15 protein-coding genes are annotated in these 17,494 nt (G+C 72.8%); 7 read left to right on the forward strand and 8 right to left on the reverse strand.

Annotated elements, in window-relative coordinates; translation table 11 throughout:
- Positions 1 to 16: 16 nt before the first annotated feature.
- Both AB0L45_RS12620 and hydA read right to left on the reverse strand, forming a co-directional pair.
- Entirely contained in the window at positions 17 to 1,018 is a 1,002-nt protein-coding gene (locus tag AB0L45_RS12620; protein ID WP_365838923.1) for a TIGR03842 family LLM class F420-dependent oxidoreductase, read from the reverse strand.
- Between the two features lie 10 nt (positions 1,019 to 1,028).
- Complete coding sequence (hydA, locus tag AB0L45_RS12625; protein ID WP_365838925.1) at positions 1,029 to 2,435, reverse strand: dihydropyrimidinase; 1,407 nt, start codon at positions 2,433 to 2,435, stop codon at positions 1,029 to 1,031.
- A 344-nt stretch (positions 2,436 to 2,779) separates the two neighbouring features.
- Here hydA and AB0L45_RS12630 point away from each other — a divergent pair, with 344 nt between their 5' ends.
- On the forward strand, positions 2,780 to 3,358 hold the full coding sequence (locus AB0L45_RS12630) for a TerD family protein (protein ID WP_365838927.1): 579 nt from the start codon (positions 2,780 to 2,782) through the stop codon (positions 3,356 to 3,358).
- A 50-nt stretch (positions 3,359 to 3,408) separates the two neighbouring features.
- On the opposite strand, the gene AB0L45_RS12635 is transcribed toward AB0L45_RS12630, so the two are convergent.
- On the reverse strand, positions 3,409 to 3,990 hold the full coding sequence (locus AB0L45_RS12635) for a TerD family protein (RefSeq protein ID WP_365838929.1): 582 nt from the start codon (positions 3,988 to 3,990) through the stop codon (positions 3,409 to 3,411).
- A 267-nt stretch (positions 3,991 to 4,257) separates the two neighbouring features.
- A complete protein-coding gene (locus AB0L45_RS12640) occupies positions 4,258 to 5,148 on the reverse strand; it encodes a helix-turn-helix transcriptional regulator (RefSeq protein WP_365838931.1) in 891 nt (296 codons plus the stop codon).
- 203 nt (positions 5,149 to 5,351) lie between these two features.
- On the opposite strand from AB0L45_RS12640, the gene AB0L45_RS12645 reads away from it, so the two are divergent.
- Positions 5,352 to 6,407, forward strand: a complete 1,056-nt coding sequence (locus tag AB0L45_RS12645; protein ID WP_365838933.1) for an NAD(P)-dependent alcohol dehydrogenase — start codon at positions 5,352 to 5,354, stop codon at positions 6,405 to 6,407.
- A 276-nt stretch (positions 6,408 to 6,683) separates the two neighbouring features.
- Positions 6,684 to 6,887 (forward strand): cold-shock protein, encoded by a 204-nt coding sequence (locus AB0L45_RS12650; RefSeq protein ID WP_030020385.1) that lies wholly within the window; start codon positions 6,684 to 6,686, stop codon positions 6,885 to 6,887.
- Between the two features lie 287 nt (positions 6,888 to 7,174).
- Here AB0L45_RS12650 and AB0L45_RS12655 read toward each other — a convergent pair whose 3' ends face one another.
- The 3 genes from AB0L45_RS12655 to AB0L45_RS12665 all read right to left on the reverse strand — a co-directional run bounded on the left by AB0L45_RS12655 (position 7,175) and on the right by AB0L45_RS12665 (position 10,595).
- Positions 7,175 to 8,518: an aspartate aminotransferase family protein gene (locus tag AB0L45_RS12655; RefSeq protein ID WP_365838935.1), complete on the reverse strand. Its 1,344-nt coding sequence runs from the start codon at positions 8,516 to 8,518 to the stop codon at positions 7,175 to 7,177.
- Positions 8,515 to 9,369, reverse strand: coding sequence for a nitrilase-related carbon-nitrogen hydrolase (locus tag AB0L45_RS12660; protein ID WP_365838937.1), 855 nt, complete (start codon positions 9,367 to 9,369; stop codon positions 8,515 to 8,517). The genes AB0L45_RS12655 and AB0L45_RS12660 overlap by 4 nt, the downstream gene beginning before the upstream one ends.
- A gap of 155 nt (positions 9,370 to 9,524) precedes the next feature.
- Positions 9,525 to 10,595, reverse strand: coding sequence for a hypothetical protein (locus AB0L45_RS12665; RefSeq protein ID WP_365838939.1), 1,071 nt, complete (start codon positions 10,593 to 10,595; stop codon positions 9,525 to 9,527).
- Between the two features lie 338 nt (positions 10,596 to 10,933).
- Between AB0L45_RS12665 and AB0L45_RS12670 the strand changes: the two genes are divergently transcribed.
- The 4 genes from AB0L45_RS12670 to AB0L45_RS12685 all read left to right on the forward strand — a co-directional run bounded on the left by AB0L45_RS12670 (position 10,934) and on the right by AB0L45_RS12685 (position 16,538).
- Positions 10,934 to 12,469: an FAD-dependent oxidoreductase gene (locus tag AB0L45_RS12670; RefSeq protein WP_365838941.1), complete on the forward strand. Its 1,536-nt coding sequence runs from the start codon at positions 10,934 to 10,936 to the stop codon at positions 12,467 to 12,469.
- Between the two features lie 94 nt (positions 12,470 to 12,563).
- Entirely contained in the window at positions 12,564 to 13,763 is a 1,200-nt protein-coding gene (locus tag AB0L45_RS12675) for an AAA family ATPase (RefSeq protein ID WP_365838943.1), read from the forward strand.
- Positions 13,764 to 13,777: 14 nt separating this feature from the next.
- A complete protein-coding gene (locus AB0L45_RS12680) occupies positions 13,778 to 15,385 on the forward strand; it encodes a VWA domain-containing protein (RefSeq protein WP_365838945.1) in 1,608 nt (535 codons plus the stop codon).
- A gap of 220 nt (positions 15,386 to 15,605) precedes the next feature.
- On the forward strand, positions 15,606 to 16,538 hold the full coding sequence (locus tag AB0L45_RS12685; protein ID WP_365838947.1) for an MBL fold metallo-hydrolase: 933 nt from the start codon (positions 15,606 to 15,608) through the stop codon (positions 16,536 to 16,538).
- Here AB0L45_RS12685 and AB0L45_RS12690 read toward each other — a convergent pair.
- Positions 16,520 to 17,320, reverse strand: a complete 801-nt coding sequence (locus tag AB0L45_RS12690; RefSeq protein ID WP_365838949.1) for a helix-turn-helix domain-containing protein — start codon at positions 17,318 to 17,320, stop codon at positions 16,520 to 16,522. The two genes, AB0L45_RS12685 and AB0L45_RS12690, sit on opposite strands and share 19 nt — an antisense overlap.
- Between the last annotated feature and the right edge of the window lie 174 nt (positions 17,321 to 17,494).

Here is a 17,494-nt window from a genome sequence, read left to right on the forward strand (position 1 = left end):
CTCCCCCGGCGGGCTCTCAGCCCGCGAACTCCGGAATGATCCGTTCGCCGTACGCGTCGATGGTGGCGTCCTTCGCGTCGTGCATCGCGTACAGCGCGAACTGGTCGACGCCCAGCTCCCGCAGCCGGTGCAGCTTCTCCACCTGCGCCTCGGGCGGCCCGAGCAGGCAGAAGCGGTCCACGATCTCGTCCGGCACGAACGCGGTGTCGGGATTGCCGGAGCGGCCGTGGTGGGCGTAGTCGTAGCCCTCCCGCTCCTTGATGTACGCGGTGAGCGCCTCGGGCACCATGCCGGAGTGCTCGCCGTACCGCTTGACCAGGTCCGCGACATGGTTGCCGACCATGCCGCCGAACCAGCGGCACTGCTCGCGGGCGTGGGCGAGGTCGTCGCCGACGTAGGCGGGTGCCGCCACGCAGATCCTCACGTCGGACGGATCGCGGCCGGCCGCCGTCGCGGCATCGCGGACCGCCTTGACCATCCATTCGGTCAGGAACGGGTCGGCGAGCTGGAGGATGAAGCCGTCGGCCAGTTCCCCGGTCATCTTCAGGGCCTTGGGCCCGTACGCGGCCATCCAGACCGGCAGCCGTCCGTCGCGTACCCACGGGATGCGCAGCGGGTGGCCGCCCACGTCGGTCTCCCGGCCTTCCGCGAGGTCGCGGATGATCCGGATCGACTCGCCGAGGCGGGCGAGGGTGTTGGGCGGCCGGCCGGCCACCCGCATGGCCGAGTCGCCGCGTCCGATGCCGCAGACGGTGCGGTTGCCGTACATGTCGTTGAGGGTGGCGAAGGTGGAGGCGGTGACCTCCGGGGTGCGGGTGGAGGGGTTGGTGACCATCGGGCCGACGATCAGGCGTTCGGTGTGTTCGAGGACGCGGCTGTAGATGACGAACGGCTCCTGCCACAGCACGGAGGAGTCGAAGGTCCAGCCGTAGCGGAAGCCCTGCCGCTCGGCGCGGCGCATGGTGGTGACGACGTCGGACGCGGGCGGGTCGGTCTGCAGGACGACTCCGAAGTCCATCTCGGCCTCCTCAGTTCAGGTACTGGCAGGTGCCGCGCGGGGTGTACTGGCCGTGTCCCGCGCGCCCGGTGTAGCGCCGCTGGTCGATGACGGTCTCGCCGCGCGAGAGGACGGTCTCCACGCGGCCGGTGACGGTGCGTCCCTCGTACGCCGAGTAATCGACGTTCATGTGGTGGGTGGCGGCCGAGATGACCTGCTCGGCGGCCGGGTCGTAGAGGACGAGGTCGGCGTCCGAACCGGGCGCAATGGTGCCCTTCTTGGGGTAGAGGCCGAACATCCGGGCCGGGGTGGCGCAGGCGATCTCGATCCAGCGGCGGCGGCTGATGTGCCCGTCCACGACACCTTGGTGGAGCAGGTCCATGCGGTGTTCGACGCCCGGCATCCCGTTGGGGATCTTGGAGAAGTCGCCGCGGCCGAGCTCCTTCTGGCCCTTGAAGCAGAACGGGCAGTGGTCGGTGGAGACCACCTGGAGGTCGTTGGTGCGCAGTCCGCGCCAGAGCGCCGCCTGGTGCTCCTTGGGGCGCAGCGGCGTGCTGCACACGTACTTCGCGCCTTCGAAGTCCGGCTCGGCCAGGTTGTCGGTGGACAGGAAGAGGTACTGCGGACAGGTCTCGCCGAAGACGTTCAGGCCCTTGTCGCGGGCCTGCGCCAGCTCGGCGACGGCCTGCTCGGCCGAGACGTGCACGACGTACAGCGGCGCGCCGGCGACCCGGGCGAGCTGGATCGTACGGTGGGTGGCCTCGGCCTCCAGGAGTTCGCGGCGGACCTCTCCGTGGTAGCGGGGGTCGGTGCGGCCCTCGGCGAGGGCCTGTTCGACCAGGACGTCGATGGCGATGCCGTTCTCGGCGTGCATCATGACGAGTCCGCCGTTGGCCGCCGAGCGCTGCATGGCGCGCAGGATCTGGCCGTCGTCGCTGTAGAAGACGCCGGGGTAGGCGGTGAACAGTTTGAAGGAGGTGACGCCTTCCTCGACCAGCAGGTCCAGCTCCTTGAGCGAGTGCTCGTTCACGTCGGAGAGGATCATGTGGAAGGCGTAGTCGACGGCGCACTGGGCGTCGGCCTTGGCGTGCCAGGTGTCCAGGCCCTCGCGCAGTGCCTGGCCGCGGGTCTGGACGGCGAAGTCCACGATCGTGGTGGTGCCGCCCCAGGCGGCGGCCCGGGTGCCGGTCTCGAAGGTGTCGGAGGAGAACGTCCCGCCGAACGGGAAGTCCAGGTGGGTGTGGGCGTCCACGCCGCCCGGGATGACGTACTTGCCGGTGGCGTCGAGGACGCGGTCGGCGCCCTCGGTCCAGCTCTCGGCGGTGGTCGTGCCGTGCGCGGCGAGGGCGGCGATCCTGCCGTCCTCGACCAGGACATCGGCATGGATCTCATCGGCGGCGGTGACGACCAGACCGCCGCGGACGACTGTTCGGCTCATGCTTCCGGTTCTCCCTTCCACACACAGCACAGGTGCTCGGCGGCGCCGGAGGGACACGGCCCGGCGTGGTCGGCCGGCCGGGCGGCGCGTCCCGGGTGACGCCGCGTCACGGCCGGTCTACACCCGTAGAGCGCGGCCGTGCAGCTGACCGTAGAAGCATGTCACCCACCGTGGCAACACCATGACCGCAGTTGCGCGGGAACCGGCGGGGCGTGTCCGGCTGCCACCCGTAAAACTTCATCGCTTGCGCAATCCGGGAACCTTGGCGCGGGGCGCCGCGTTCCCCGGTGGGAAGAACCCGGCACACCGGACCGCACCGCACACGCAACAGGAGACACAGCACCATGGGCGTCAGCCTCAGCAAGGGCCAGAACGTCGTCCTCAACCAGGACGGCACTCCCCTCGCGGACGTCACCGTCGGCCTGGGCTGGGACGCCCGGCCCACCGGCGGCGCGGACTTCGACCTGGACGCCTCGGCGATCGTCTGCGGCCCCGACCAGCGCGTCCTGTCGGACGCGCACTTCGTCTTCTACAACAACCTGGCCAGCCCGGACGGCGCGGTCCGGCACACCGGCGACAACCTCACCGGCGAGGGCGACGGCGACGACGAGCAGATCCTGGTCGACCTCGACCGCCTCGGCGAGCGGACCGGCCAGGTCGTCTTCACCGTCTCCATCCACGACGCCGGGACGCGCGGGCAGAATTTCGGCCAGGTCGAGGACGCGTACATCCGCGTCGTGGACAACCTGACGGGCCGTGAGATGTGCCGCTACGAGCTGTCGTACGACGCCGCCGGCGAGACGGCGATGGTCTTCGGCGCGCTCTACCGGCGCGGCGGCGAGTGGAAGTTCCGCGCCATCGGCCAGGGCTACGCGTCCGGGCTGGCCGGCATCGCCGCCGATTACGGCGTCGACGTCGGCTGACCCGGTACGCGAAAGGGCGCGCCCGCGGAGGGCGCGCCCGTCAGCCGTGCTTACAGGTGCGAGGCGATGGCCGGCATCAGGTCCTGGAAGGTGCGGCCGTTCGCGGGCTCGCCGATGGCGGCCATCTCCCAGCCGCCGCCGGAGCGGCGGACCTTGGCCATGATCTGCGCGGTGTACGGGCCGCCGCCGGTCAGGGTGTAGCGGGCCAGCTCCTGGCCGTTGGTCTCGTCGACCAGGCGGCAGAACGCGTTCTGCACCTCGGCGAAGGTCTGGCCGGTGAAGGAGTTCACCGTGAAGACGATCTGGTCGACGCGGGCGGGCACCCGCTGGAGGTCCACGAGGATCGCCTCGTCGTCGCCGCCCTGCCCCGCGCCGCCCACCAGGTTGTCGCCGGTGTGCCGTACGGAGCCGTCGTCGCTGATCAGGTGCTGGAAGAAGACGACGTCGACGGGCTCCTGGCCGGCGAAGAGCACGGCCGAGGCGTCCAGGTCGATCTCGCGGGCCATCAGCTTGGCGAGGAAGCCCTTGCGGGCGGCGGCCTGCCAGCCGAGCCCCATCCGTACGACGCTGAGCTCGCCCCCGCCGGACTTGCTCAGACTGATCTTCTGACCCTTGTCCAGGTTCACGGTCATGTGCTGTCACTCCTGCGTCGGGATGGCGTGCCTTGGGCAGGGCGGCGGCCGCCGCCACCGGCCGGGAACCGTAAATCTACAGCACTGTAGAGGTAATGGAGAAGTAAAGACGCGACGTGGGGCGGGTGGAACGCGGACACCCGTCGCACGTCACGGACGGCGGACAGCGGGCGTCCGGCACTTGGCGGGCCCCGCTGGAATGCTCACAGCGGGGCCCAGTCGTACGGTACCCAGCCGGGCGCCCGGACAACAGACCGCGTCGCCCTTTCAGGGCATCGAGGAGGCCCGCGCCGCCGGCTGCTCCGCGGGGCGGCCGGCCGGCTGCTCCGCCGCCCGTTCCGCCAGCCGGCGCAGCGCCCGCGCCGAGGCCGAGCCGGGCTCGGCGTGGTACGTGACCAGCTGCTGGTCCGGGTCGGCGGGCAGGGCGAGCGTCTCGTACGCCAGCGACAGCGGCCCCACCACCGGGTGCGTCAGCCGCTTCCTGCCGTAGCCCTTGTCCTGGACGTCGTGGGCCGCCCAGATCCGCCGGAAATCGGCGCTCTCCGCGGACAGCCCGTCGATCAGCGCGCGCAGCCCCGGGTCGCCGGGGAACCGGCCGACGTCCCGCCGCAGCTGGGCGACGACGTGCGACGCCTTCTCCTCCCAGTCGGCGTACAGCTCCCGCGCCGCCGGGGCGCGGAAGAGCTGCCAGCCCATGTTGCGCTCTTCGGGGCGCATCGCGGCGAAGTCACCGAGGAGCGCGCGGGCGAGCCGGTTCCAGCCGAGGATGTCCAGCCGCCGGCCGACCACGTACGCGGGGACGCCGTCCATCGCGTCGATCAGGTCCTGGACCGCGGGCCGGATCCGCTGCGGCCTGGGGGCCGGGCGCTGGTGCCGGGAGACCGGCCTGACCAGGTGGGACAGGTGGGAACGCTCGGCCCGGGTCAGCCGCAGCACGTCCGAGATCGAGTCCAGCACCGCCGCGGAGACGTTCTGCCCCCGCCCTTGTTCGAGCCGTATGTAGTACGCCACGCTGACCCCCGCCAGCTGCGCCAGTTCCTCCCGCCGCAGGCCGGGTACCCTGCGCCGCCCGCCGTGGGGGGCCAGGCCGACGTCCTCGGGCTGGAGCCTGGCGCGGCGGGAGCGGAGGAATTCGCTCAGTTCGGTGCGCTGGTCCATCCCTGAATTATGGCGGGCGCCGGACGGGGGGCGGCGCCTAGGGCGGCCGGACGCCGCAGCCGTACGGTCCGGAGCGCCCGCGGCCGTACGGCCGGAACGCTCGGCGTCGCACGGTCAGGGTGGTCCTGCCAGTGGTAGGAACGCCGAGCGTAGGCTGGACAGGGCACTGGTTGCCTCAGGCATACGAGTGCAGGCTTGAGGGCATGAACCGCACCTCTGTACCCGCATACGCAGCACCCGCCCCGAAGGCTCCGCTGGAGCGCACCACCATCGAGCGCCGGGCGCTGGGCGCGCACGACATCCTCATCGACATCAAGTTCGCGGGCATCTGCCACTCCGACATCCACACCGTGCGGGCGGAGTGGGGCGACGGCGGCCACTTCCCCATCGTCCCCGGCCACGAGATCGCGGGCGTGGTCAGCGAGGTCGGCCCCGAGGTGACCCGGTACGCGGTCGGCGACCGGGTCGGCGTCGGCTGCTTCGTCGACTCCTGCCGCGAGTGCGAGAACTGCCTGGCCGGCCTCCAGCAGTACTGCACCGGCGAGCTGGGCCAGGTCGGCACGTACAACGCCGTGGGCCGGGACGGCGTGGCCACCCAGGGCGGCTACTCCACCCACCTCGTCATCGACGAGAACTACGCGCTGAGCATCCCCGACAACCTGCCGCTGGACGCCGCCGCGCCGCTGCTGTGCGCCGGCATCACCCTCTACTCGCCGCTGGCGCACTGGAAGGCCGGCCCCGGCAAGAAGGTCGCCGTCGTGGGCCTGGGCGGCCTCGGCCACATGGGCGTCAAGATCGCCCACGCCATGGGCGCCGAGGTCACCGTGCTGAGCCAGTCGCTGCGCAAGCAGGAGGACGGCCTGCGGCTCGGCGCGGACCATTACTACGCCACGTCCGACCCGGCGACCTTCGAGAAGCTGGCGAACAGCTTCGACCTGATCGTCAACACGGTCTCCGCCCAGCTCGACCTCAACGCCTACCTGGGCCTGCTGCGCACGGACGGCACCCTGGTCCAGCTCGGCGCGCCGGAGCACCCGCTGCCCATCGCGCCGTTCGCCCTGATCGGCAACCGCCGTTCGTTCGCCGGCTCGCTGATCGGCGGCCTCCAGGAGACCCAGGAGATGCTGGACTTCTGCGGTGAGCACGGCATCACCTCGGAGATCGAGGTGATCGACGCCGACCGGATCAACGAGGCGTACGAGCGGGTGCTCGCCAGCGACGTCCGCTACCGCTTCGTGATCGACACCGCGACGATCTGACGGCCGCGGCCGCATGGCCGGATTCCGCTGTCCCCCGGGTGCCGTCGCGTGGGCGACACCCGGGGATCACCGTCGGTACTGTTCCGGCGACAGGTTCCGTGCTACCGTCGAATCAGTTGCAGTTTTGGTACCCATAAACGTTATGTGCGCCTGACGGTATGTGACCGTCGGGCGCATTTTGTTTCTGCCGGTCACATCCGGATGGGCTCAATTGCGGCGACCCTGGAAACCGCACAGTGCGGATTTCCTCAACTGCCTCGATCGAAGGATACAGACATGGCAACCGGCACCGTGAAGTGGTTCAACTCCGAAAAGGGCTTCGGCTTCATCGAGCAGGACGGCGGCGGCGCCGACGTTTTCGCCCACTACTCGAACATCCAGGCCCAGGGCTTCCGTGAGCTCGTCGAGGGCCAGAAGGTCAGCTTCGACGTGACCCAGGGCCAGAAGGGCCCGCAGGCGGAGAACATCGTTCTCGCCTGACGCCGACACCGACGCGACACTGTCGCACGCGGCCGCAGCGTCCATGTGACCACCGGCCGCGACGACAGGACCGCGTGAGCCGCGAGCCGGAAGATCACCCGAACGGGTAATTTTCCGGCTCGCGTCTTTCTGCTCCGGGGCCGGGCCCTTCTTTCGAGGCCGGCGCCCCTCTCCCGAGGTTTCGCGTCCCTCTTTCCCGACGCTTTCCGAACACGTTCCCGGCCTTTCCGTCCGCCGCCGCGGCGCCCGCGGAAGATCACGGACCGGGAACCGCTCCGGCCGGCGCCTCAGCCGGACGACAGCCCGCGCTCGGCCTCCCGCAGGGCCTCCGTGAGGATCCCGGCGCCTTCCTCGGCCTCCTCCGCGGTCAGGGACAGCGGGGGCGCGATCCGCAGGACGGCACCCGTCGGACCGCCCTTGCCGATGAGCAGGCCGCGCTCGCGCGCGGCCTCCACGACCAGGTTCGCCGCCCGCGGCGACGGTGCGCCGGTGGCCGGGTCGGCCAGTTCGACGCCGATCATCAGGCCGCGCCCGCGCACCTCCCGTACGGTCCCCAGTTCCGCGCCGGCCGTCCGCAGCCGCTCGATGAGCCGGCCGCCGACGCGCCGGGCGTTGCCCTGGAGGTCGTGTTCGAGGAGGTGGCCGAGGTTGGCCAGGGCCGCCGCCATGGTGACCGGGCTGCCGCCGAAGGTGGAGATGGAGTTCGCGCCGAGGCAGTTCATCACCTCGGCGCGGGCGACGACGCCGCCGACGGACATGCCGTTGCCGATCCCCTTGGCGAAGGTGAGCAGGTCCGGCGGGCCGTTGCCGGCGTGCGCCTGCCAGCCCCAGAAGTGGTCGCCGGTCCGGCCCCAGCCGGTCTGCACCTCGTCGGAGATCCACAGGATGCCGTGCCGGTCCAGCACCTCGCGGAAGGCCGCGTAGAGCCCGTCGGGCGGCGAGGTGAAGCCGCCGACGCCCTGCACCGGCTCGGCGATCAGCGCGGCGACGCCCGCCGTCTGGCCGAGCAGGTCCTCCAGGTCGGCGACGCAGGCGTCGATGTACGCGGTGTCGGACAGCCCGGCGAACGGGCCGTGGCTGCGCACGCCCCCGTGCACGTACAACGTCTGGAGCGGCGAGAGGCCGGTCGGCGACCAGCCTGCGTTGCCCGTGATGCCGACGGCCGAGAAGGACCGGCCGTGGTAGCTGTTGCGCATGGCCAGGACCTGGTTCGAGCGCCGGTACGCGGTCGCCAGCAGCAGCGCGGTGTCGTTGGCCTCCGTCCCGGAGGTGGTGAAGAAGACCCGGGCGTCGGGGATGCCGGAGAGTCCGGCGATCCGTTCCGCCAGCTCCACCATGGGGCGGGACAGGTAGAGCGTCGAGGTGTGCAGAATGCGGCCGGCCTGCTCGGCGACCGCCTTGGTCACCTCCGGCAGCGCGTGGGCGGTCATGGTGGTGAGGATGCCGCCGAAGAAGTCCAGGTAGCGGTTGCCCTCCGCGTCCCAGACGTGGCGGCCCTCGCCGTGCGTCAGCTCGACGGGCCGCTCGTACAGCAGGGTGAGCCAGTCGGGCAGTACGGCGCGGTGCCGGGCATGCAGGTCCGCAGCCGGCGGGGTCGCGGAGCCGCCCCGGGGCGGGTGCGGGGCCGTCACGGCCGGACCAGGCCCTCGTACGCGTCGGGGCGGCGGTCCCGGTAGAAGGCCCACTGCTGCCGCACCTCGTCGATCAGGCCGAAGTCCAGGTCGCGGACGACCAGCTCCTCCTTGGTGTCGCTGGCGACGTCGCCGACGAACTGACCCCGGGGGTCCACGAAGTAGCTCGTCCCGTAGAAGTCGTTGTCGCCGTACTCCTCGACGCCGACCCGGTTGATCGCCGCGACGAAGTACTCGTTCGCCACCGCGGCGGCGGGCTGCTCCAGCTGCCACAGGTAGGCGGACAGGCCACGGGAGGTGGCGGAGGGGTTGTAGACGAGCTGGGCGCCGTTCAGGCCCAGCTGGCGCCACCCCTCGGGGAAGTGCCGGTCGTAACAGATGTAGACGCCGATCCGGCCCACGGCGGTGTCGAAGACCGGCCAGCCGAGGTTGCCCGGCTTGAAGTAGTACTTCTCCCAGAAGCCCTTGACCTGCGGAATGTGGTGCTTGCGGTAGGTACCGAGCACGGTGCCGTCGGCGTCGATGACGGCCGCGGTGTTGTAGTAGAAGCCGGACTGCTCGACCTCGAAGACCGGCACCACGATCACCATGCCGGTCTCGCGGGCCAGCGCCTGCATCCGGCGGGTGGTGGGCCCGTCCGGCACCGGCTCGGCCCAGCGGTAGTGCTCCGGCTCCTGGACCTGGCAGAAGTACGGGGCGTTGAAGACCTCTTGGAAGCCGATCACCTGCGCGCCCTGCGCGGCCGCCGCCCTGGCGTGCTCCTCGTGCTTCGCGATCATCGATTCGGTGTCGCCGGTCCAGGACGCCTGAACCAGTGCGGCGCGTACGACGTTACGGACAACATCGGCCATGAGCTGCTCCTTCGTCGAGCCGTCGGCCACGGGCCATGCGGATCTACGCGTGTGGAGGCGACCGTAGGCCTCGTGCAGCGGCGAGGCAAGACCGTCCCCCCCCCCGGGGGAGGCGCCGTCCCGCCGGGCCGTCGGACGGGACGGACCGGGCCGGGTCAGCCGCCCGCGCCGCCGGCCCGCAGGGCGTGCGTGATGGCGCGGTGGCGGTGCGGTGAGACGCCGGCGGCCGCGTCCAGGAGCAGCGGGGTCAGCTCGGCCGGCGCGCTCGCGGCGGCCTCCACCGCTTCCTCGGGCGTACGGGCCCGGACCAGCGCCGCGAACAGTTCCCGGGCCTGGGCCGGGCGGCCCGCTCCGAGCAGGGCCAGCGCCGTGTGCGCCACTTCCGCCACGGGGCGGGTGACGCCCTGGCGCAGCAGGCGCGCGCTCTCGGACGTACGCCCGGCGGCGGCGAGCGCGTCGGCGGCAGCGGCGAGGCGGGCGGGCGGCAGGCACGCGGCCTCCCAGAGCAGCGTCGGTACTTCCGCCGCCAGGCCGGCGCTCTCCAACTCCCCGATGAGGACGGGCAGCTCGGCGGGGTGGGCGTGCGCGGCGGCGCACAGCAGGGCGTGCGCCTCGCCACCGCGCCCGGCCGCCCGCAACCGGGCGAGCCGGGCGGCGCCGGCGGGGGCGCGCGGGGCGGCAGGACCGGCGGCGTCGCCCGGGAGCCGGCGGACCGCCGCCCGCTCGGCCGACGCGTCGACACGGGCCTGGAGTTCGCGCACCCGGGCGCCGGTCCGTGCGTGGTCGTCGCGGGCCCAGGCCAGTTCGCCGGTCAGCCGCTCCGTCTCGGGGCCGCCGTCCGCCGTTCGCAGCGCGGCGAGCAGTTCCCTGCCGCGCAGCGCCGCGTACTGCCGTTCGCGCAGCATCACGTCGAGCCGGTCCGCCAGGCGGGCGGGGGCGCCCGGCCGGGCGTCGTACGCCGCGACCGCCGCCTGGTGGAGCCGGCGCGCCCGTGGCCCGGCGGTGCGTACGGTGTGTGCGCCGCGCTGTTCGGCGAGGTCGTGGAGCAGCGACTCCACCACGTCCCAGGGCGGTACGTCCCGCCCGTCCAGGCAGGCCCGCAGCCCTTCGGGGTCGCGGAGGGTGAAGATCCCGTACCATCCGGCCGTCCGGTCGAGCAGCTGGGTCAGCCCGCGCAGGAAGCGCGCGAACTCCTCCACCGGCGTGCCCGGTTGTTCCCCTGTCACGTTCCTCTCTCCCCTCCCCCGGCCCCCGTACGTCCGCCCGTCCCACCTCACGCCCGGCCCGCATCCGGCACCAGCCGGGTTTCGGCCTGGATTGCGGCCGCGCCACGGGCGGATCCCACGGGCCCCCGCCCGGGACGGTGCGGCCGCCCGCCGTCGCCGGTGGTGGGGCCCGGTCCGCGGACGTGGCCGGGACACAGCGCCCCGTTGCGGCCCGGCGGGCCCGGAGCGGGTGCCCGCGCGGGGCGCGGCCCCGCTGCTCACCGGCTTTCCGCAGGCCCGTCCGGGGGAGCCGGGGCGCGGCCGTGCTTCGGGCGGGCCCGGCGGGGCACCCGTGTCGCATGACCGACAACGAGGGACTGTCCGGCCGGGACGAGTCGTACTGGATCGCCACCACGAGCAGCACGTCCTACCCGCCGCTCACCGAGGACACCGAAACCGACGTGACGGTGATCGGCGGCGGGGTCGCCGGGCTGAGTACGGCCTGGGAGCTGGCCAAGGCCGGCCGGCGGGTCGTGCTGCTGGAGGCGGACCGGATCGCGGCCGGGGTCACGGGCTACACGACCGCCAAGCTCTCCGCGCTCCACACCCTGGTCTACGACCGGCTGCGCCGCACCCGCGGCCCCGAGGGCGCCCGCGACTACGCCCGGTCCCAGCAGGGGGCCGTCGAGCACGTTGTCCGGACCGCCGGGGAGCTCGGCGTCGACTGCGACCTGGAGCGCGGCCCCGCGTTCACGTACGTACGCGACCCGCGGAGCGCCGGGCAGCTGCGGGCGGAGGCGGAGGCCGCCCGGGAGGCCGGGCTGACGGCCTCCTTCGTCACCGAGACCGGGCTGCCGTTCCCGGTGGCGGGCGCGGTGCGGGTCGAGGACCAGGCCCAGTTCCATCCGCGCAAGTACCTGCTCGCGCTGGCGGAGGACTTCCGTGCCCGTGGCGGCGTCATCCACGAGCGCACCCGGGCCACCGGCCTGCACGAAGGTTCCCCCTGCCGGGTGACGACGGAGACGGGCACCACCGTCACCTCGCACGATGTCGTGGTCGCCACCCACTATCCGGTCTTCGACCGGGCCCTGCTGTTCACCCGGCTGTCGCCGCGGCGGGAGGTGGTGGTGGCGGCCCCGATCGACGCCGGCCGGGATCCGGGCGGCATGTTCATCACCCAGGAGGAGGGCAAGCGGTCCGTGCGCACCGCGCCGTACGGTGACGGGCGGCGGCTGCTCATCGTCACGGGCGAGACGTTCAAGCCGGGCACGGCCGACGCCGGCGAGAAGTTCGCGACGCTGACCGCCTGGACGCACCGGCACTTCCCCGGTACGGAGGTGGCGTACCGGTGGGCGACCCAGGACAACGACGCCACCGACACCGTTCCGCTGATCGGCCCCTTCCACCCGGGCGCGCGGCACACCTATGTCGCCACCGGGTTCGGCGGCTGGGGCCTGAGCGGCGGTGTGGTCGCCGGACGCCTGCTGACCGGCCTGATCGCCGGGGATCCGCCGCCGTGGGCCGGGCTCTACGACCCGCGCCGGCTGTGGAGCACCGTCCGGGAGGCCCCCGCCTTCCTCAAGCACCAGGCCGAGGTCGGCCGGCACTTCGTCGGCGACCGGCTGCGCACCTCCTACGCCGACTCGGTGGCGGACATCGCCCCCGGTGACGGCGCGGTCGTACGGGTGCGGGGCCGCCGCTGCGCGGTCTACCGCGACGAGGACGGGACCACCCGCGCCGTGTCGGCGCGCTGCACCCACCTGGGCTGCCTGGTCGCCTTCAACGCGACGGAGAAGGCGTGGGAGTGCCCCTGCCACGGCTCCCGCTTCGCGCCGGACGGCTCGGTCCTGCAAGGCCCGGCCACCGAGGCGCTGGAACCGCGGGACGCGGAGTAGCCCGGGCAGGGCGGGCCGGCACTGCTGCCTCGGCGCCGAGTTATCTTGCTCGGGCAGAGATCCGGTTCGGGCTGTCGCGGGCAGGGAGTTGAGGGTGGGGGCAGGGGACGTGCTGGACACGGCGGGAAGACTCCGGGCGATCGGCGAGGAGCTGTCGGACCGCTTCTACGAGCGGGCCGACGTGGTGCGGACGCTGGTGGTGACGCTGCTCGCCGGGCAGCACTCGCTGGTGCTGGGGCCGCCCGGGACGGCCAAGTCCGAGCTGGCGCGGGAACTGACGGGCCGGATCGAGGGGGCGGCCTACTGGGAGATCCTGCTGTCCAAGTTCACCGCGCCGACGAAGATGTTCGGTCCCGTCGACGTGGCCGCGCTGGCGCGCGGCGAGTACCGCCAGGTCTACGACGGCCGCGCCACGACCGCGCACGTCGCGTTCATCGACGAGATCTTCAAGTGCTCCACGGCGGCCCTCAACGAGACGCTGGGCTATCTCAACGAGCGGATCTACCACCCGGAGAGCGGCGGCGCGCCGATCCGCTGCCCGCTGATCGGTGCCATCACGGCGAGCAACGAGCTGCCCGGCGGGGAGGACGCGGCGGCGGTCTACGACCGGCTGCTGGTGCGGATCGAGGTCGGGTACCTGGAAGACCCGTCGAACTTCGCCGCGCTGGTCCGCTCCGCCGTCAGCCGCCCGGCGGCGCCGGTCCGCACCACCGTCGAACTGGCCGCGCTGCAGCACGCCGTGGCCGAGTCCGTGCCGGACGTGGCGGTCCCGGACGGGATCGTGGACGCGGTGTGCACGCTGCGGGCCGCGTTGCGCCGCAGGGAGCTGATCGCCTCCGACCGCCGCTGGCGGCAGGCGGTGCGGCTGCTCCAGGCGTCCGCGTACCTGGACGGCCGCCCGGCGGTCGCCGAGACCGACCTGTCGGTGCTGACCCATGTGCTGTGGGACTCCCCCGCCGAGCGCCCGGCCGTCGAGCGTGAGGTGCTGCAGCTGGTCAACCCGGACGCCAAGGAAGCGCTCGACCTGGCCGACGCCCTCGCGGAGCTGGAGGCCCAGCTCGACGCGATGGCCGGGCAGTCCCGCGAGGCGCTGAGCGAGTGGGTCATCAAGAACGCCCACCACAAGCTCGCCCGAGCGGGGCAGCGGCTGGAGAAGCTGCGCGCGGAGGCGGTGGGCGCCGGCCGCTCCACCGCCGCCATCGACCGGGTCGCCGGCCGCCGGCGCGCCGTCCGCGCCCGGGTCCTCACCGAGGCCCTGGGCGTGGACGCGAGCATGGTGCAGGCCCAGCTCTGAGCGGGGGCGGGACGATGAGCAGGCTGGACGACCTGGCGGGCTCGGCCGGGGTGTGGCTGGGGCGGTCCGCCGCGACCGGGGAGGAGCACGTCGGGGCCGTGGTGGCGGACCGGTTCGACCGGTTCACGTGGCGCGACACCGCCACGCAGTCGGCCGGGCTGCGCGAGCTGGCGGCGGAGCTGAGCGAGCATCACGAGGGCGCCGCCGACCTGCTGGCCGATGTGTTCCTGGCTGCCTACAAGGCGGGCCCGCGCCTGCGTGCGGCCGCGGCGATGGCTCCCTCCCGGCTGGTCAACCATCAGGTCATCGTCTCGCTGGTGGAGTCACCGGAGTTCGCCGAGCTGCACCGGGAGACGGCCGGTGACCCGTACGCCGCCGCCATGGCCGTACTCGCCCAGGCCGCGGCCGTGCGCCGGATGCTGGCGCGCTCCCGGGCCGCCCAGGACCAGGCCGACCGGGCGACGCAGGCCCGGCAGGACGCCGACGGCGCGGCGGCCGCGGTGGGCGAGGCGCTCCGGCACGCCGCTGAAGAGGCCGGCGAGGACGGCACCGTTCCGGACCCGGCCGCCGACGCCGTACAGCAGGCGGTGCAGGCTGCCGAAGCGGCGCAGGCCGCTGGTCAGCGGGCTGTCCGGGACGCCAGGCAGGCGCTCGCGGCGGCGGCCCCCGCCGTCCGGGCCGCCGCGCGGCAGGGGGTGGCGCAGGCCGCCGGCACCGTGCGGGAGGAGGCCGCGCTGATGCGGGCGTGGGGCGTCGGCCCCGGCGAGCTGGAGCGGCTGGCGTTCGACCAGCGGGCGCGGCTCGCGGAGCGGCTGCGCACCAGCCGGCTCGCCCGGTGGGCCGACCTGATCGGCCGCTTCCGGCAGATGGCGAGCGGTGAGCGCGCCCGCAAGGTCGAGAACACCGCCGGGGAGCTGGTGGGCGTCACGCTCGGCGACGATCTCTCCCGTGTCATCCCCTCTGAACTGGCCAATCTCGGGCTGCCCGAGTTGCGGGCGGTGTTCGCCGCGCGCTATGCCGCCGGGGAGCTGATGCTCTACGACAGCCAGGGGGAGCAGATCACCGGCCAGGGCGCGATCATCGCGTGCATCGACACCTCGCACTCCATGTACGCGGAGGGGCCCAGCGGCGGCACCCGGGAGGCGTGGGCCAAGGCGTGTGCCCTGGCCCTGCTGGACCAGGCGCGTCACGCCGGGCGCGACTTCGCCGGCATCCTGTTCTCCGCCGCCGGGCAGTTCAAGGTGTTCCGTTTCCCGGCCGGTGAGCCCGTCGGCATCGCCCGGGTGGTCGAGTTCGCGGAGACGTTCCTCGGCGGCGGCACCAGTTATCAGACGCCCCTGTCTGCGGCGCGTGAACTGCTGGCGGAGGAGTTCGACGACGCCGCCCGCGGGCGCGGCGACATCGTCCTGCTCACCGACGACGAATGCGAGGTCTCCGAGGAGTGGACGCGCACCTGGAACGAGGCCAAGCGCCTGCTGGGCTTCCGCGTCTTCGGCGTGGCCATCGGCGCCCCGGACGCCGCCGGGAGCGGCTCGGTCCTGGAGGCCCTGTGCGACAACCTGCGCTCCATCGAGGACCTCACCGACGTGCACGCCGCCGCCGACCTCTTCCGCGTGATCTGACCGGGGTGAGACTGGTCACCGTGCGGCCGGGCCGGGCCCGCCGTGGGGCGGCGCTTCGGCCGGAACGCGAGCAATCAGCCATCTTGAGTGGGTGTTCCCGACAGGTGGTGAGTACATTGGCCCCTTGCGGAGCCGGGGCATCCTCTTCCGTCGGGGTGCGCCGCACCTCCGTACGCCGCGCCGCCGCGGCAGCGACCCCCCGCGAGAGAATGGACCTCCCTTGAGCACGCCCCGCCTCGTCCCGCTGTCCCCGACCACCTGGGCGTGGACGCACGACAGCACCGCCTGGGGATACAGCAACTGCGGGCTCGTGGCGTCCGACGGCGAAGCGCTCCTGATGGACACTCAGTTCACGCTGGGGCTCACCCGGGAGCTGCTGGCCGCGGTCGCCGGCGCCGTACCGGACGCGACGGTGACCACCGTGGTCAACAGCCACCAGAACGGCGACCACACCTGGGGCAACGAACTGGTGCCGGGCGCGCAGGTCATCACGTCCGAGGCGTCGGCCGCGCACCTGTGCCAGGAGATGTCCCCGGCCGTGCTGTCGGCCCTGAGCAGCGGCGAGCCGTCCACCGCGGTCACCGCCTACGCCGTCGAGCACTTCGGCGCCTTCGACTTCGGCGGCATCACCGTCACCCCGCCCACCCGGACCTTCACCGGCAGCCTGGACCTCACCGTCGGCCGTACGGCGGTACGGCTGCTCGACCTGGGCGCCGGGCACAGCGCGGGCGACGTCGCGCTGCACGTGCCCGAGGACGGGGTGGTGTTCACCGGAGACGCCCTGTTCCACGGCGGGCACATGATCGTCTGGTCGGGCTCGCTCTCGTCCTGCGTCACCGCCTGCGACACCCTCCTGGCCACCGGCGCCACGACCTTCGTGCCCGGCCACGGCCCGCTCGCCGACCGGGCCCACCTGACGGCCTTCCGCGACGAGCTGGCCCGGATCCTCGACACGGCCACCGCCCACGCCCGCGCGGGTACGGAGCTGGCCGAGGCGGCCCGCCTGGTCAAGAAGGAGTACGCGGGCGGCAAGGCGCACCCCGAGCGGCTGTTCACCGCGGTCGCGGCCGCTTACCAGGAGGCGGGCGTGGCGGGCGTGCCGTCCACCACGTTCGAGCTGGTCGAGGGCATGGCTCAGCTCGCCGGCGCGTAGTCGCACGGCACGACGAGCATGAACCGCTGCGTACGGTCGCTGAGCGGCGCGAAGCAGCGGAAGGTGACCTCGAACTCCTCGTCCCCGTGGCCGGGCAGGTACAGCCAGCGCCGGTCACCGTCCGGGTGGGTGACGGTGGTGAGGTCGTCGGTGAGCAGCCGGGCCGCGACCCGGTCGCGCTCCTTGATCTCCTCGACGACCTCCGCCAGCCGGCGGTTCTCCGGCTGCTCGGCGGCGGCCAGCCGGAGCTGGGACGCCATCGGCTTGGCCCAGGACTCCTCCCAGTCGATCAGCTGGAGGCGGGCCTCGGGGTAGGTCAGCGCCCAGATCATGACGTTGACGCCGTGCTTCATCCACGGCCAGTCCTGCTCGCAGGCCGCGTTGTACAGGAGCACGTCCCACGCCGCGTCGGACAGGTACGCCGGCCAGGGCTGCACCTGGATGAGCGCGGACGTGGACGGGTCCACGGAGCCGGCCGGGCGGTACAGCGGCGGCGGCACCTGGCCCCGCGCGTAGACGAAGAGGGTGTGCCGCTGGGCCTCGTCGAGGTCGAGGATGCGCACGATGCGCTCCAGCCACTCGGTCTTCGGCCGCTCGATCCGGCCGGACTCCAGCCTGCGGTACCAGCCTTCGGTGACGCCGGTGAGCGCCGCCATCTCGGCCTGGGTGATGCCGCGGCGGTCCCGGTGGCCGAATCTGGCGGTGAAACCGGGCACCTGATGGGCGTCCCGGCGGCCGCGCCAGTCGCGCAGGAAGTCACCGAGCCGGTGCTTACTGGACATCCTTCGCCAAACTCCCAGCGATTCGGTAAAAGGATCGAAAAGTTACGGCCGACTTTAACCCGTTGTCGCTACGCACCGGACCCACCCCTCCCCGCACTGTCCGTCTCGCGAATCACCCCAAAACCTGCCACTTTCCTCATTTCTTCCACTGGAGCGGCACGCCGCCTACCGGAA

It is taken from the genome of Streptomyces sp. NPDC052496, from assembly GCF_040679095.1.
GTDB lineage: Bacteria > Actinomycetota > Actinomycetes > Streptomycetales > Streptomycetaceae > Streptomyces.

Coding starts and splice junctions, on each gene's coding strand:
- AB0L45_RS12630 (WP_365838927.1), top strand. CDS start 2,780: ATGGGCGTCAGCCTCAGCAAGGGCCAGAACGTCGTCCTCAACCAGGAC.
- AB0L45_RS12650 (WP_030020385.1), top strand. CDS start 6,684: ATGGCAACCGGCACCGTGAAGTGGTTCAACTCCGAAAAGGGCTTCGGC.
- AB0L45_RS12680 (WP_365838945.1), top strand. CDS start 13,778: ATGAGCAGGCTGGACGACCTGGCGGGCTCGGCCGGGGTGTGGCTGGGG.
- AB0L45_RS12690 (WP_365838949.1), bottom strand. CDS start 17,320: ATGTCCAGTAAGCACCGGCTCGGTGACTTCCTGCGCGACTGGCGCGGC.
- AB0L45_RS12645 (WP_365838933.1), top strand. CDS start 5,352: ATGAACCGCACCTCTGTACCCGCATACGCAGCACCCGCCCCGAAGGCT.
- AB0L45_RS12660 (WP_365838937.1), bottom strand. CDS start 9,369: ATGGCCGATGTTGTCCGTAACGTCGTACGCGCCGCACTGGTTCAGGCG.
- AB0L45_RS12640 (WP_365838931.1), bottom strand. CDS start 5,148: ATGGACCAGCGCACCGAACTGAGCGAATTCCTCCGCTCCCGCCGCGCC.
- AB0L45_RS12670 (WP_365838941.1), top strand. CDS start 10,934: ATGACCGACAACGAGGGACTGTCCGGCCGGGACGAGTCGTACTGGATC.
- AB0L45_RS12635 (WP_365838929.1), bottom strand. CDS start 3,990: ATGACCGTGAACCTGGACAAGGGTCAGAAGATCAGTCTGAGCAAGTCC.
- hydA (WP_365838925.1), bottom strand. CDS start 2,435: ATGAGCCGAACAGTCGTCCGCGGCGGTCTGGTCGTCACCGCCGCCGAT.
- AB0L45_RS12620 (WP_365838923.1), bottom strand. CDS start 1,018: ATGGACTTCGGAGTCGTCCTGCAGACCGACCCGCCCGCGTCCGACGTC.